Origin of the sequence: Pseudomonas sp. NBRC 111133, assembly GCF_001320605.1 — a bacterium.
Classification (GTDB): domain Bacteria; phylum Pseudomonadota; class Gammaproteobacteria; order Pseudomonadales; family Pseudomonadaceae; genus Aquipseudomonas; species Aquipseudomonas monteilii.
In genome coordinates, this window is sequence record NZ_BCBJ01000144.1 from 1 (window position 1) to 13,459 (window position 13,459).

A 13,459-nucleotide genomic window follows, 5' to 3' on the forward strand; every position below is an offset into this window, starting at 1 on the left:
CACTAAGCAACCATCAGAAAATTTTGACTGTACGCCAAAAAATTCGCATCTACCAGCATCTAAACAGGCGTTGTTGATTATCATAAAACACTGACACTGTATTATATAATCGTGCTTTTGTGTTATTTTTTTAATATTTACTGATTACGTACTTGCTTAACCACTCAGTTGCGCTAGAATTAATAGACGCGAAATTTAAATCTCTAATTTTCCAACACTTAGTAAAACCTCGTTTGCCATCCCACTACCATTGTAGGAGCAAATCAGGAGACATAAAAAATTAGCGGTAGCGTGCCTGGCCCTCTAGATAAGTATTGGAGACTGTAATGAAGTTTGAAAAGTCACAGACAGCAATCGACCACCTGACTCCCGAGCAACACCGAATTACCCAGGAGGCGGGCACCGAAAGGCCCTTCACGGGCGAGTACAACGACAACAAGGAGCCTGGCATCTACGTCGACATAGTGTCGGGAGAGCCACTGTTCGCTTCGACGGACAAGTTCGATTCGGGTACTGGCTGGCCCAGCTTCACCAAGCCGATCGTTTCGGCAAACGTGAACGAGGTGCGGGACAGCGCACACGGCATGGTCCGGACGGAGGTCAGGTCAGTACACGCAGACAGTCATCTCGGCCATGTGTTCCCCGATGGTCCTTCCGACCGCGGCGGTCTGCGGTACTGCATCAACTCAGCGTCCCTTCGCTTCATCCCGCGCGACGAGATGGAGTCCGAGGGATACGGTGAATATCTCGATCAAGTAGAGGAGGCTTAACATGCATCAGCGCGCTGTTCTCGCAGGAGGATGTTTCTGGGGCATGCAGGATCTGATCCGCAAGCGGCCCGGCATCATCTCGACCCGTGTGGGTTACACGGGCGGCGATATTCCGAACGCCACGTATCGTAATCACGGCACGCATGCCGAGGGGATCGAGATTGTCTTCGACCCGACAGTGACGAGCTACCGGAACATCCTGGAATTCTTCTTCCAGATCCACGATCCGACGACGCTGAACCGCCAGGGCAATGATCGTGGGCTCTCCTACCGGTCGGGCATCTATTATGTCGACGAGGAGCAGAAGCGCGTCGCCGAGGATACGATCGCCGATGTGGATGCCTCGGGGCTGTGGGATGGCAAAGTGGTGACCGAGGTCCAGCCGGTCGGCGAGTTCTGGGAGGCCGAGCCCGATCACCAGGATTATCTGGAGAAGCGCCCGGGCGGCTACACCTGCCACTTCGTCCGTCCCGGCTGGGTGCTTCCGAAGCGCCAAAAGGTTGACGACGTACAGCCAGCGGCCGGGACCGCGGCGGAATAGGCTTCACTGCCGTTGCCACTGCGCCGGTCCGGTCCGCAATCTTCGTGACCGCGTCGTTCAGCGACGCGGTCATCGAACCCTACTTCAGAGTGACGGCTCGTTCCAGTCAGTCGCCATCGCAACACCAGGATCGCAGATTTATGCCAGACCTCTCGTCCTTTCCGATCACGCAGCGCTGGCCGGCATCTCATCCCGATCGCCTGCAACTCTACGCAGCCCCTACGCCCAATGGCGTCAAGGTCTCGATCATGCTTGAGGAGACTGGCCTGGCGTACGAGCCCCACCTGATCGACATCTCGAACAACGAGTCGAAGGATCCGGCGTTCGTGTCGCTGAACCCGAACGGACGCATACCGGCGATCATCGATCCGGCTGGCCCTGACGGTAGACCCATCGCCTTATGGGAATCCGGTGCGATCCTCCTCTATCTGGCCGACAAGACGGGTCAGTTCATCTCCACCGAACCAGGCCAGCGTTACGAGACCCTAGCGTGGGTGTTCTTTCAGATGTCGGCCATCGGGCCGATGTTCGGTCAGCTCGGCTTCTTCCTGCGATTTGGCGGCAAGGACTATGAGGACAAGCGGCCGCAACAGCGCTTTATCGACGAATCCACGCGTCTGCTGGGGATTCTGGATCGCCGGCTGGAAGGCCGCGACTGGATCGTCGACGACTATTCGATCGCGGACATCGCGACGCTCGGCTGGGTGAATGCGCTGGTGGAATTCTACGCTGCGGGTGACATCCTTGGCCTCAGCAGCTTTTCGAACGTCCGCGCATGGCTTGGACGCGGGCTGGCTCGACCGGCCGTCCAGCGTGGCCTCCACATTCCCGCGAGGCCAGCATGAGCATCATCGCCGCCTATTATTACAACGAAGGCAAGCGAGTTCGCGAAATCGCGCTCGATGAGCACGTCAAGTTGGGCGAGAGTCGCTCGGGCTTCTGCTGGATCGCGCTTAGCGAACCCACCCCCGAGGAACTACTCGCGATCCAAAGGACATATAATCTTCATCCGTTGGCGATCGACAACGCGATGCACCCGCTGTGCCCGCCCAAGCTCGAGGTCTACAACGATGAGTTGTACGTCGTCGCGCAGACCGCCGAGCTGGTCGGCGACCGGATCAGCTACGGCAAGATGGCGATCTTCACCGGTCACAATCACCTTATCACCGTGCGGCACGGCAATGCCGGAGCGCTGGGCAAACTTCGGGAGCAACTCGAGGCATCGCCGACGCAGTTCGGCAAGGGTGTCGACTATGTGCTGCACGCGATCTTGCATCGCGTGGTCGACCAGTATCTGCCCATCTTCGAAATGATCGAGGACGACGTCCTGGCGATGGAGCGACGGTCGCTGCACGATTTCCTCGGGCCAGAAGAGGTGGCGCGAATCTTCGAACTAAGGTCCGAACTCACGCGGTTCCAGCGCACGCTCAGGGCTATGGCCGAGCTGGTGCGAAAGCTCGTTCGCGGCCACTTTCCCTGCATCAGCGCCGAAATGACACCATATTTCCACGACGTCGCGGACCATGTCCACCGCGTGCAGTCCATGGTCGACGGCCTCCTGCTTGTCCTGTCCACGGTCTTTGAGGCCAGCAGCCTTCTGGAAGCGCAAAGGATCGGTGTGGTCACCCGCCAGCTCGCGGCCTGGGCGGCAATACTGGCAGTCCCGACGGCGATCGCTGGAATATACGGCATGAACTTTAAGCACATGCCGGAGCTGGACACGGCCTACGGATACTTTGTCGTGCTCGGAGTGATAGCGATATCGTGCGTTTTCCTATTTGTGCGCTTCAAGAAGGCTAAGTGGCTGTGAATACTGCCCATCGTTTTCTTCGCCGTCATCTGACGGTTACAGCGGGCCTTATACGGAAGCTTGTCCAATCCAACTCAAGATGAAGGTGCGTCCATGACATAGCAGCTGACCGACGCTCTACAAGCAGTTCAGTCCTTCATCGCCAAGGGCTAAGACCGCGAATAGCGCGTCAAGGACAGCAATCTCGTCGATCTCGAGCCAGGATCAACCATCGGTCCGTGCGGCATCTGCGTCGACGCGGCGTTTCGCCTCGGAAGCGGTGATGATGGCGATAACGCCTCCACCCTCTACGCGATCACCGATCCGGCGACCGAGCATAAGGGCCTGTTGATCGACGTGTTCGATGAAATCTGCTACCGCGACCCAGTTCAAGAGTCGGGACCTCAATGTAGAAGAAGTTGACTAACGAGCATTCGCGTCATCCGATCAAGCAAGCTGGAGACATTTATGAAAGCCATTGGTTACAAGGTTCCGGGACCCATCGCCGCGGATGCCGCGCTGGTCGACATCAATCTGCCTCGGCCTGTCGCTGCAGGATACGATATCCTGGTTGAGGTGAAGGCCGTCTCGGTCAACCCGGTCGACTACAAGGTCCGCAACAGCACGCCGCCGGCAGATGGCGATTGGAAGGTGCTGGGATGGGATGCCGCCGGGATTGTGCGCGAGGTCGGCCCCGACGTCACGCAGTTCGAGTTAGGCGACGAGGTCTATTATGCCGGATCGATCACACGGCCCGGTACCAATGCGGAGTTCCATCTCGTCGACGCCCGGATTGTCGGTCACAAACCTGCGTCGCTCTCCTGGGCGGAAGCGGCGGCGCTGCCGCTGACGACGTTGACGGCCTGGGAGGCGATGTTCGACCGCCTGGACGTGGCGAAGCCCGTACCCGGTGCGGCGGAGGCGATCCTCATCATCGGTGGCGCGGGCGGGGTTGGGTCGATCGCCGTCCAGATCGCGCGACAGCGCACGGACCTCACCGTCATCGCCACAGCCTCTCGACCGGAAACCCAAGAGTGGGTAAGAGGGCTTGGAGCTCACCACGTCATCGACCATTCTCGTCCGCTCGCGCCACAGATCGCCGAACTCGGCATCGGTGCTCCCGCTTTCGTCTTTTCGACCACACATACCGAGCAACATGTCGCCGACATCGCCGAACTGATCGCCCCACAAGGACGGTTCGGACTGATCGACGATCCCAAGGCATTCGATATCATGGTTTTCAAGCGCAAGGCGGTGTCGATCCACCACGAGCTGATGTTCACGCGGTCGATCTACGGCACGCCCGACATGAATGAGCAGGGCGAGATTCTGGATGCGATGGCAGCGCTGGTTGACGACGGCAAAATCCGCACGACGCTGACCCGGCGACTGTCGCCGATCAATGCCGCCAATCTGAAGACGGTGCATGCACTGATCGAAAGTGGCGCGGCTAAAGGCAAGATCGTCCTCGAAGGCTTCTAACGACCGCGATCGCCAAACATCTTGTCCAACCTCAAAAAGCCGAACGGGTTATGCCCCAGCGATGAGAATCCCATGACCAAATCTATTGCCACCGCCTCGATCAACCGCGAAACCGCAGTCGCCCTCATCGACGCGGCGCTCGCTGCGGCCCGTGCCATCGGCATCCCGGCTGCCGTCGCCGTCGTCGACGCCACCGGTAACCTGCGCGCGTTCGAGCGCACCGACGATGCGCCGTTCCTTACCGTCGATGTTGCCATCGACAAGGCCTGGAGTTCCGCCTCGTTTGGGTTCCCGACCCATGTCTGGAACGACTATGTGACCAACGATCCAAAAGTGGCGCCGCTAGCCTATCGCCCTCGGATGGTCGCTGTCGGCGGCGGTTATCCGATTCTGGAGGATGGGAAGTTGATCGGCGGCATAGGCATCTCCGGAGGCAACTATCAGCAGGATCAGGATGCGTGCGTCGAGGCACTCATGAAAATCGGGTTCCAGTTGCCAGCCTGACGACTGTGAGGCCATCACCGGTGGTAATGGCCAACAGATCCAACCTTTGAGAGGCCTAATGATGGAAGCGTTCGTCGTCTTTACGCGGGAAGAAACCAGCGACCCACATGCACTCGCAACCTATTCTGCAGGCGTCGGACCATCGTTCGATGGTCACGACGTTACCTTTCTCGCCGCTTATGGCGCGATCCAGCATTTGGAGGGGCCGCCCATCGAAGGGGCCGTAATCTTGCGTTTCCCGACGATGCAGGCCGCTCGCGACTGGTATGACAGTCCCGCCTACCAAACCATCGCTGCTCATCGCTTTGCCGGTTCCCGTTACCGCGCCTTTATCATTGAAGGGCGGCGGTGACATACCGACAGAAGCACTTCGGCGCTGACCACGAGGTATCGGCGTGTGAACTCGCATCTTGGGAATCTGTGGGGGGGACCAAGACAGCGGCGCTAGGGGCTCATATCGTCGATCGGATCAGAGAGTTGCTCGGCGAGAATGGGTTATCTATTGCCGAGCTGACGGAGCGGAGCCGCCCTCTCCCAACGGATTGATTCAATCGTTGACGCTCCTCCTATCCGGATCCGGGTTTTCGCACGCTGATCAACAGAGTTACAGCGCGCAACGCCTGTAGTGGGCATCAGGGGATGGGTGGCAATCAGGATGATTGCCCACCTTCCAACGATTAACCTTGCTCAAGTTGCTTCACTAGTCGCTCCGCGTCGAGATGGAAGTCCGAGAAAACAATGCTACCGCCAGCGTCGATAACCGTAAACCACGGAGTTCCTCGTGTGCGGTAGTCTTCCATGAAGGTTGGAAACGGCGAGCCGGTCGGTTGCTCGTCGTGACCGAAAACGATAGGAAGCTCATACTTGAGCTGGTTCACGCGCAACTTCTCGAAGGTATTCTCATGCGTTCCTTCGAAGACGGTCTGGATCACTGCGAACCCCACGTCTTTTGAGCTCAACGCTGCATGCAACTTTTGTAGCGTCGGAAACCCATGCAAATGGCAACCTTGGCACCAATGCTGGAAGGCAAACAAGATTTTCGGGCCGGGCCCGATATCTGACAGTTTGAACGGCGCGATACTTTCCCCATCTTTGCCAATCCATTTTTGCACCCGCAGCTCAGGCGCTTGTCGTTCGATCTCGTTCATCTGATCCTCCAACCCCGATACAGAAGCTTAGTGGATGATCGCGCGTCGCGACGGTGCGCGAACGTCCGACCTTATTTTCCCTATTTCCTGAAGCCAGAATAGATCAGATCGACATTTCGTCCTTAATATACTCAAGCTGCCGGCGAGCGCGAACTGGGCAACCATGCGCTGGTGAGCCTTGAGCTTTGCACGCTGCCCATCCGTTTGAGAGCGAACCTGCAACTTCCGCTCCGCATACCGCAGATCAGCGTACGCAGCCTTGGGGTTATCTACCCTATAGCCATTGGGTATTGGGAATCATGCTGGCCTGACGCTATGTTCGATACGCGATTTTTTACGATGATAGAGCATCTGTATCTGATTTTTAGTCGATTGGCTTATTCGGCGGATGTGCGGGCAAATGCTTTACGCAGAGTACTGAAATGAAGGCCGGCTTCGGTCTGCCGTATCGAGCAAGAGGGGTCACTATGGTCACCAGAGGTTTCACCGGTCGCGGTTCAGGCGACCAGTCCGATCGGATTCCGCCAGGTCAGCATCTGGTGGAGGATTTCCCTGTTCTGTCGGCCGGCCCTACGCCGAGGGTAGAGCCCTCCGACTGGAAATTCACAGTCAAAATTGGTCCGAAGCCCGTCAAAACGTGGAATTGGGGCGAATTCAACACTCTACCAAAGACCCAGGTGACAAAGGATATTCACTGCGTCACCTCTTGGTCCAAACTGGATACCGTTTGGGAGGGTGTACTCATTGAAGACATCCTTGCAGATGCAGAGCTTGATCGGCCTACCGATTTCGTCTTGGCGCACTGCTACGATAATTATTCGACAAACGTCCCTCTGACGGATCTGCTTTCCGGGAAAGCGATGGTCGCCCTCAGTTATGCGGGCAAGCCACTTTCCCGCGATCATGGGGGGCCGGCGCGTCTTCTAGTGCCGCACCTTTACTTCTGGAAATCCGCCAAATGGGTGAATGCGCTGCAATTCACGACGCGTGACGAGGCCGGCTTTTGGGAGCTGCACGGCTATCACATCTACGGCGATCCGTGGCGCGAACAACGATACACCCATGACTGAAAACGAAGCGCAAGTCCGTTCGTGGCAATCATGCGTGATCGACGACATCATCCAGCAAACACCGAGTATCAAGAGCTTCTTCCTTCGGTTGAGCAAGCCGTTCGCGCACACCGCAGGTCAGCACGTCGATATCCGGCTGACCGCGCCCGACGGCTACAGTGCAATGCGCAGCTACTCGATCGCGTCATCGGCAGTTTCGACCCCGATCGTCGAGATAGCTATCGAGCGCATGCCGGATGCCGAAGTTTCGCCGTTTTTTCACGAAATCGCGGCGATTGGTGACGAAATCGAAGTTCGCGGTCCGCTCGGTGGCCATTTCCTTTGGCCTGAGCCTGCCATAGATCCGGTTCTGTTGATCGGGGGAGGCTCCGGCCTCGTGCCGTTGATGGCAATGATCCGGCAGCGCCGCGCATTGGCCCAAGCCGTTCCGACAGCGTTGCTCCTGTCCGCACGAACCGCCGAGGACGTTCTCTTCTCAGAAGAACTTCATTGCATCGAAATCAGCGATCCGGCGTTCGTCCTGGCGCTCGCGATTACGCGCGAGAAACCGGTTCGCGCATCGGACTTTGCGCGACGGATCGACGGCATGATGGTCCAAGAAATTCTAACCAGGCTTCAGGGAAAGCCGACGCAAGTGTTCGTCTGCGGGTCTAACGGATTCGTCAACATCGCAACCGATAGCGCGCTGCTGGCGGGCTTGGACGCCTCCATCATCAAGACGGAGCGCTACGGGGGCTAGCGGCGCGAGCTATCTCACGTCGCGCCGATCGTAGACGTGCGCCCTGGGAAGCTTTGGCGATCAACGTGAACCGTTTTGCCGAACACAGTCTTCGTACCCCCCGGCCTCTAGAACGCCTTCGCTCGCGATACCTGGCTCGACATCAAGCTCAATTTGAAAGTTCCTGCACTATCCGTCGTCCTGATATGCTCGACCAGCATGATGGGCGATTCGAGCGGGACCGCTTCCGTCCCAATCGAGGCTCGGTTACCTTAGAGCATCGGCTCGGCGCTACAGGAGGCGCGTGCGGCCTCTGCCTGGCGGTGAAAGCACTTTGGGCCATGTCGCCTGGATAGCGGCCAATCGTCAGCATCTGCTCCGATGTCGGCCAAGGTGCAGTCGCCATCTTTGAACGCCGCGAATTGGAGATCAACGCCATGACAGCGATCCGCGTGCAACTGCCGGAGATGCAATATGACAACTGATGTATTGCTGTACACCACGAATTGGTGCCCGTTCTGCCGCCGAGCGAAGGCGCTCCTCAAGGAAAAGGGCGTGCGATGGAAGGAGCTCGATATTGAGGCGGATCCGGCTCACCGGCAGGCCATGGCGGAAGCGTCGGGGCGAAGCTCCGTGCCGCAGATCTTCATCAATGGCACCCTTATCGGTGGCTCCGATGAGCTATTCGCGCTCGATGTCAGAGGCGAGCTCGACAAACTTCTCGGGCGCAACCCGCCTGCCACCTGAGGAGGTGCGGCTTGGGGCAGCCAGCCCGCGAGCCTTCGCCGGTTGATGAATACAAAAGGAGAGTCCGTTGGTCTCAGCCATCTGGAAAGACACTACTATCGCCACAAGCGACGAAACAGTCATCGTCGAGGGAAATCACTACTTCCCACCGTCAGGAGTCGACCTGAGCCTGCTTGAGATGAGCCCGCACACATCTGTCTGTCCGATCAAAGGCGCCGCGCGCTTCTTTCATGTTCGCGCGGGTGACGCGCTCAACGTGAACGCCGCTTGGACCTATCCCGCCCCCACTCCGGATGCCGAGGGTATCCGGGATTACATCGCTTTCTGGAAAGGCGTGGACGTTGCCTAGCAGACTGGACGGACGACTTCGCTGATAGCCATGCGGGCGCCGACATCTCAATTATCCTGCCCACCCCGGGCCTCGTCGGCTGCAGGAATCTGCCCGGCACCTTAGCGCGACCCGGCACTGGCGGTCTCGCACCCGCCGCGCCTCTGTTCTATCAATAAGGATGGATGACATGGAGCATTCCGAGTTCGATGCCGCTTTCGCGAAGCTTGCGGAGGGATACAGAGAAGGGACTTATGAAGGCCGGCGTTTCAGCTTGATCGTCCGGCGATCTGGGGACGGACGTCGCAACAGTCTGTTCGCCAGGGAGTTGGACGGGACTGACATTGTCAGCTTCAACCTCTTCCGCGTTACATCAGATAGGACATTGTTGAAGCCGTGCGAAATGTCCGCCGAAAAGGTCGTAGCGTTCGTGCTGGAGTTCCGACCGGACACCTGACGGGCAGAAGAAGATCCCGGCCAACCGGCGCGCCTGCGACGGCCGGCTATCTAAGGCTGCGCAAGCCTATAGCCGCAGCTCATTGCACTTCGTCTGGCGAGGAATTCAACATCGATACGTCGCCATCCGCGGGGATATCGGTACAGGCGCCCGTGTAAGCCAGATTGAGAAATCCTAAGCGATGACTAACACCAATGACGCCACCCTTCCGACACATTCTATTCTTGAGGAATGCACAGCGATGGCTGTCGTCAACGCTCTGAAGATTATTCTGAAGAACAGCTACGCGATCTACCTTAAGACAAAAAATGCCACTCGGGCGCATCCCGCCCCTACTTCAGGGACTTTCACTTGCTTCTCGCTCTGTCACTCACAGCATCGGCACGCCCATGACGCATGGTATCCAGGCCTCATAATTTTCCCATATAACCTTCTTGTCTTTTGCGCACCCAGAAAGACTCGAGGCTTTAACTGGACAGATGAGCCCTCGAGGGTAGTGTTCACCTGATTGGCTTTCTCATATCTGATGTTGATTCGCACAGTGTGCCAACCAGGTGATAGTTTCAAAAAACCTGCGCTTCAGAGCGAATTAGACGATCTTCGATAAGAGCGATCCGCCTCAAAATCCAAAACATCTAACATTGTCCTAGAGCCATATTTGTACCTAGTACTATGGCGCTCCCATTAACACATTTGATGATGCACAGAAAACTTAGCTCATGATAGCTTTCAGCTAACAGCTATTCGGAAGCCCGAAAGGATTCAACCGTTTAAGCGTGAACCGTCGATTATAAATACTTTCGTAAGTTAGCTTTAAAGGACGCTTTTAGTCCTTGTAAATACGCATTACGACTCCACAGCTACCAAATCCATACGGCGCCAGCAACCATTAAAACACCCGACACTACTAAAACAATAGTAGAGGCGCGATTGCTGCCTTTCAAAGTATGACCAACACCCACATCCATAACTAGGTGTCGAATTCCGGCTACGAGATGATAAATAAATGAAGAGTATACCAACCAGAAACTAACTTTGCCGAAAGGTGAAGAAAAAATCTCCTTGACTTCATTAAAACCCTTTTCTGACTCCAACGATTTGCTCAGCATATACAGTATCAGTCCCAGAAAAATAAAGAGCATAATTCCTGAAATCCGGTGCAGAATCGATGTAAGCGCCGTGAGAGGAAGCTGAATGGTTCGAATATCAAGATTAACCGGCCGCTTTTTATTCATTTTGACTCCAGTCAACAATTCTAGTGGGGGATTTCAGTTTTCGATCTCATTCATCATAGCAGCTGTGTAACCGCTCCATAAACCCCGTCCTGGCGGACGGGTTTTTTCAGGAAGCAGAGGCAGAAGCTGGCGAGCTGTTCCACGGCAGCAGCGCTTCGTAATCCTCGACGCTACTGGCAGTCGGCAGGCGTTCAAGGATGTGGCGCAACCAGGCGTAAGGCTCTTGCCCGTTGGCTTTGGCAGTTTCGATCAGGCTGTAGATCTGCGCGCTGGCGGTAGCGCCTTTCGGCGTGTCGCTGAACAGCCAGTTCTTGCGGCCGATGACGAAGGGACGGATGGCGTTCTCGGCGCGGTTGTTGTCGATCGGTAGATGCCCGCCTTCGATGTAGCGCACCAGCCTGCTCCAGTTTCTGGCCAAGTAGTTTACCGCCTTGCCCAGGGCCGTCTGCCCAGCGACCTGCGGCTGGGTTTTGTCCAGCCAGGCCTTGAGTTGGTCGATCAGGGGCTGGCTGCGTTGCTGGCGGACGTCGAGGCGTTCGCTATGGTCAGCGTCCTTCAGGTCACGCTCGATGCCGTAGAGCTTGTTGATCAGGCTCAGCGCCACGTCGGCACGCCCAGTCTTGCCCTTGGGCTGCACCTTTTGGGCTTCGACGAACTTGCGTCGCGCATGCGCCCAGCAGCCCAGGCGTTCGATGCCGTCGCGTGCAGCCACGGCGTTGTAGCCGGCGTAGTCGTCGGTCATCAGGTAGCCGCGGTAGCCATCGAGCAGGCGTAGCGGCACCTCCTGCGCGCGGCTGGCTGTGTAGTCGAAAAGGATCACCGGCTTGTCCGGCGGCCCACCGCTTTGCACCCACATCCAGGATTGTGCCGAGGGGTCGCGCCCCGGTTCATGCAGCACCTGCAAGCGCGTTTCGTCGCAGTGCAGCACGGGGTAGTCCAGCAGCTTGTCGCGCATCAGGTTGAGCAGCGGTTGCAGTTGCTCGCCACTTTGGATCACCCAACGCGCCAGGGTCTGCCGTGGGATGTCGACGCCGTGGCGGCTGAGCATCTTTTCGAAGCGGTACAGCGGAATGCCGTCGGCGTACTTGGTGGTCAGCAGCATCGCCAGCACGCTGGGGCTGGCCAGGCTCTTCTCGATCAGTTGTGCCGGTTTATCGGCGGTGACCGGCGCGGTTTCACAGGCCTTGCAGGCATAGGTCTTGCGGATGTGGCGGATGACCCGCACCTGCATCGGGATGATCTCCAGCTGCTCGCTGGTCTCCTCGCCGATCACCTGCTTGCAGGAACCGCAGGCGCAGGTGCGCTCGTGCTCGGGCAGCTCATGGATGACCTCCATACGCGGCAGGTTGGCCGGCAGCGGCTTGCGTTTGCCACGGCGCTTGACCGGCGCAACGACTTCTTTGGCTTCGGCTTCGGCTTCGCTTGGCGCAGCGGCCGCTTCGATCAGCTCTTCGACCTCGTTGAACATGGCCAACTGCGGCGAGTCGGCGTCTTCAGGGCTGCGCTCGGACTTGGGCGAGAACAGCTTGTGGCGCAGCAAGGCGTTCTCTTCCTGCAACTGCAGAATCAGAGCCTTGAGCAGGACGGGATCGTCGGGAAGGTTGTCGGCGCCAAATTTCATGGCGCCGGATTATACCGGCTCAGGCCACGTAACGCGGCGTCAGAACCTGATGCGGACGGTTACGCCACAGGTCGATACCGTCGAGCAGCCAGTTCAGTTCGTCGACCGTCAGTTCGATGGCTTCGTCACCGGCATCGGGTTTGGTCTTGAAACGCTCGGCTTCCAGTCGCTTGAGCCACAGGCAGAAGCCATTGCGCTCCCAGTAGAGAATCTTGACCTGGCTGCGCGTGCGATTGAGGAACACGAACAGCACCGGGTTGAACACCTCCACCTTGATGTCCAGCTCGACCAGCGCGGCCAGTCCATTGATGGATTTGCGGAAGTCGACGGGCTTTGGGTAGAGATAGACCTTCTGCACTTTGGCGTCGGGACGCATCATGACGGAACTCCACGGGAAAATAGGGAGCCCAGCATCCGGGATACGGAGAGGTCAGTTGAATATGGGGTCTATGGAGCGCATACTGATTAGAGATGCCAGCCATAATCATCTCATCGCCAACGCATACGGCGTTCGGCAGCCAACACACTCTCACTCACTACTGGAAGCTCAGACATGAAAACCATAGGCATTGAAAACTCGAAGTCCAGCGTACAGGCCCACTTAACGCTTGGAACCAAAACTATGGGGCTAGGTATCTATGGCGCGTACTTGGCTCTCGCTATTATTTACTTCTGGTTCGGCGGCATGAAATTTACCCACTACGAGGCCGAGGGCCTGGTTCCACTGGTGAGCAACAGCCCGCTTTTGGGATGGGTGTATAGCATTTTTTCGGTCGACATGTTCTCCAGCCTGCTCGGCATACTAGAGATTTCGATCGGCACTCTGATCGCAGGCCGCATGCTGTCGCCCAAACTATCCGTGGTAGGAGGCGCTCTGTCTGCAGGCCTGTTCTTCACAACCCTTAGCTTTATGTTTTCCACTCCGGGCGTCATTGAGCCTAGTTTAGGGTTTCCGGCGATTTCCGTTGCGCCAGGTCAGTTTCTGCTTAAAGACTTAGGGTTGCTTGCTGTTTCGATATTTGTGGCAGGCCATTCGCTGGTTGAACTGG

18 protein-coding genes are annotated in these 13,459 nt (G+C 57.3%); 13 read left to right on the plus strand and 5 right to left on the minus strand.

The annotated features are described in order from the left end of the window. Positions 1-326 precede the first annotated feature (326 nt). The 4 genes from msrB to APH36_RS28810 all read left to right on the plus strand — a co-directional run bounded on the left by msrB (position 327) and on the right by APH36_RS28810 (position 3,121). Complete coding sequence (gene msrB / locus APH36_RS28795) at positions 327-770, plus strand: peptide-methionine (R)-S-oxide reductase MsrB (RefSeq protein WP_003464965.1); 444 nt, start codon at positions 327-329, stop codon at positions 768-770. 1 nt (position 771) lies between these two features. Next, complete coding sequence (msrA, locus tag APH36_RS28800) at positions 772-1,311, plus strand: peptide-methionine (S)-S-oxide reductase MsrA (RefSeq protein ID WP_003464967.1); 540 nt, start codon at positions 772-774, stop codon at positions 1,309-1,311. Between the two features lie 140 nt (positions 1,312-1,451). Beyond that, positions 1,452-2,156, plus strand: a complete 705-nt coding sequence (locus APH36_RS28805; protein WP_003464969.1) for a glutathione S-transferase N-terminal domain-containing protein — start codon at positions 1,452-1,454, stop codon at positions 2,154-2,156. Further along, complete coding sequence (locus tag APH36_RS28810) at positions 2,153-3,121, plus strand: magnesium and cobalt transport protein CorA (RefSeq protein ID WP_011979111.1); 969 nt, start codon at positions 2,153-2,155, stop codon at positions 3,119-3,121. The genes APH36_RS28805 and APH36_RS28810 overlap by 4 nt, the downstream gene beginning before the upstream one ends. Before the next feature lie 204 nt (positions 3,122-3,325). Here APH36_RS28810 and APH36_RS32260 read toward each other — a convergent pair whose 3' ends face one another. After that, complete coding sequence (locus tag APH36_RS32260; RefSeq protein ID WP_016487060.1) at positions 3,326-3,493, minus strand: hypothetical protein; 168 nt, start codon at positions 3,491-3,493, stop codon at positions 3,326-3,328. Between the two features lie 75 nt (positions 3,494-3,568). On the opposite strand from APH36_RS32260, the gene APH36_RS28815 reads away from it, so the two are divergent. The 3 genes from APH36_RS28815 (at position 3,569) to APH36_RS28825 (ending at position 5,438) form a co-directional block, all read left to right on the plus strand. Beyond that, positions 3,569-4,582 (plus strand): zinc-binding alcohol dehydrogenase family protein, encoded by a 1,014-nt coding sequence (locus APH36_RS28815; RefSeq protein ID WP_002118279.1) that lies wholly within the window; start codon positions 3,569-3,571, stop codon positions 4,580-4,582. A 72-nt stretch (positions 4,583-4,654) separates the two neighbouring features. Next, entirely contained in the window at positions 4,655-5,086 is a 432-nt protein-coding gene (locus tag APH36_RS28820; protein ID WP_005006001.1) for a heme-binding protein, read from the plus strand. 58 nt (positions 5,087-5,144) lie between these two features. After that, entirely contained in the window at positions 5,145-5,438 is a 294-nt protein-coding gene (locus APH36_RS28825; protein ID WP_003464978.1) for a DUF1330 domain-containing protein, read from the plus strand. 325 nt (positions 5,439-5,763) lie between these two features. On the opposite strand, the gene APH36_RS28830 is transcribed toward APH36_RS28825, so the two are convergent. Next, a complete protein-coding gene (locus APH36_RS28830; protein WP_003464979.1) occupies positions 5,764-6,234 on the minus strand; it encodes a hypothetical protein in 471 nt (156 codons plus the stop codon). Between the two features lie 467 nt (positions 6,235-6,701). On the opposite strand from APH36_RS28830, the gene APH36_RS28835 reads away from it, so the two are divergent. The 5 genes from APH36_RS28835 (at position 6,702) to APH36_RS28855 (ending at position 9,554) form a co-directional block, all read left to right on the plus strand. Beyond that, entirely contained in the window at positions 6,702-7,304 is a 603-nt protein-coding gene (locus tag APH36_RS28835; RefSeq protein WP_003464980.1) for a sulfite oxidase-like oxidoreductase, read from the plus strand. Next, positions 7,297-8,043, plus strand: coding sequence for a ferredoxin reductase (locus APH36_RS28840; RefSeq protein WP_054882084.1), 747 nt, complete (start codon positions 7,297-7,299; stop codon positions 8,041-8,043). The genes APH36_RS28835 and APH36_RS28840 overlap by 8 nt, the downstream gene beginning before the upstream one ends. Positions 8,044-8,496: 453 nt before the next feature. Further along, entirely contained in the window at positions 8,497-8,769 is a 273-nt protein-coding gene (gene grxC / locus APH36_RS28845) for a glutaredoxin 3 (protein ID WP_005005995.1), read from the plus strand. 67 nt (positions 8,770-8,836) lie between these two features. Beyond that, complete coding sequence (locus tag APH36_RS28850; protein ID WP_003464986.1) at positions 8,837-9,118, plus strand: DUF427 domain-containing protein; 282 nt, start codon at positions 8,837-8,839, stop codon at positions 9,116-9,118. A 169-nt stretch (positions 9,119-9,287) separates the two neighbouring features. Further along, a complete protein-coding gene (locus APH36_RS28855) occupies positions 9,288-9,554 on the plus strand; it encodes a hypothetical protein (RefSeq protein WP_003464988.1) in 267 nt (88 codons plus the stop codon). An 860-nt stretch (positions 9,555-10,414) separates the two neighbouring features. Here APH36_RS28855 and sdhC read toward each other — a convergent pair. The 3 genes from sdhC to tnpB all read right to left on the minus strand — a co-directional run bounded on the left by sdhC (position 10,415) and on the right by tnpB (position 12,789). Beyond that, the gene (sdhC, locus tag APH36_RS28860; RefSeq protein WP_005005993.1) at positions 10,415-10,789 is read right to left on the minus strand and encodes a succinate dehydrogenase, cytochrome b556 subunit; all 375 of its coding nucleotides are present in this window, start codon (positions 10,787-10,789) and stop codon (positions 10,415-10,417) included. A gap of 106 nt (positions 10,790-10,895) precedes the next feature. Next, positions 10,896-12,410: an IS66 family transposase gene (locus APH36_RS28865; RefSeq protein ID WP_082425862.1), complete on the minus strand. Its 1,515-nt coding sequence runs from the start codon at positions 12,408-12,410 to the stop codon at positions 10,896-10,898. A 19-nt stretch (positions 12,411-12,429) separates the two neighbouring features. Beyond that, a complete protein-coding gene (tnpB, locus tag APH36_RS28870) occupies positions 12,430-12,789 on the minus strand; it encodes an IS66 family insertion sequence element accessory protein TnpB (protein WP_003458507.1) in 360 nt (119 codons plus the stop codon). 174 nt (positions 12,790-12,963) lie between these two features. Between tnpB and APH36_RS28875 the strand changes: the two genes are divergently transcribed. Next, positions 12,964-13,459, plus strand: a 496-nt coding sequence (locus APH36_RS28875) for a YkgB family protein (RefSeq protein ID WP_060501594.1), incomplete at its 3' end; no start/stop codon positions are given.

Excerpts from the sequence above, each read along its gene's own strand:
- msrB (WP_003464965.1), top strand. The coding sequence starts at position 327 with ATGAAGTTTGAAAAGTCACAGACAGCAATCGACCACCTGACTCCCGAG.
- msrA (WP_003464967.1), top strand. The coding sequence starts at position 772 with ATGCATCAGCGCGCTGTTCTCGCAGGAGGATGTTTCTGGGGCATGCAG.
- APH36_RS28805 (WP_003464969.1), top strand. The coding sequence starts at position 1,452 with ATGCCAGACCTCTCGTCCTTTCCGATCACGCAGCGCTGGCCGGCATCT.
- APH36_RS28810 (WP_011979111.1), top strand. The coding sequence starts at position 2,153 with ATGAGCATCATCGCCGCCTATTATTACAACGAAGGCAAGCGAGTTCGC.
- APH36_RS28815 (WP_002118279.1), top strand. The coding sequence starts at position 3,569 with ATGAAAGCCATTGGTTACAAGGTTCCGGGACCCATCGCCGCGGATGCC.
- APH36_RS28820 (WP_005006001.1), top strand. The coding sequence starts at position 4,655 with ATGACCAAATCTATTGCCACCGCCTCGATCAACCGCGAAACCGCAGTC.
- APH36_RS28825 (WP_003464978.1), top strand. The coding sequence starts at position 5,145 with ATGATGGAAGCGTTCGTCGTCTTTACGCGGGAAGAAACCAGCGACCCA.
- APH36_RS28830 (WP_003464979.1), bottom strand. The coding sequence starts at position 6,234 with ATGAACGAGATCGAACGACAAGCGCCTGAGCTGCGGGTGCAAAAATGG.
- APH36_RS28835 (WP_003464980.1), top strand. The coding sequence starts at position 6,702 with ATGGTCACCAGAGGTTTCACCGGTCGCGGTTCAGGCGACCAGTCCGAT.
- APH36_RS28840 (WP_054882084.1), top strand. The coding sequence starts at position 7,297 with ATGACTGAAAACGAAGCGCAAGTCCGTTCGTGGCAATCATGCGTGATC.
- grxC (WP_005005995.1), top strand. The coding sequence starts at position 8,497 with ATGACAACTGATGTATTGCTGTACACCACGAATTGGTGCCCGTTCTGC.
- APH36_RS28855 (WP_003464988.1), top strand. The coding sequence starts at position 9,288 with ATGGAGCATTCCGAGTTCGATGCCGCTTTCGCGAAGCTTGCGGAGGGA.
- sdhC (WP_005005993.1), bottom strand. The coding sequence starts at position 10,789 with ATGAATAAAAAGCGGCCGGTTAATCTTGATATTCGAACCATTCAGCTT.
- APH36_RS28865 (WP_082425862.1), bottom strand. The coding sequence starts at position 12,410 with ATGAAATTTGGCGCCGACAACCTTCCCGACGATCCCGTCCTGCTCAAG.
- tnpB (WP_003458507.1), bottom strand. The coding sequence starts at position 12,789 with ATGATGCGTCCCGACGCCAAAGTGCAGAAGGTCTATCTCTACCCAAAG.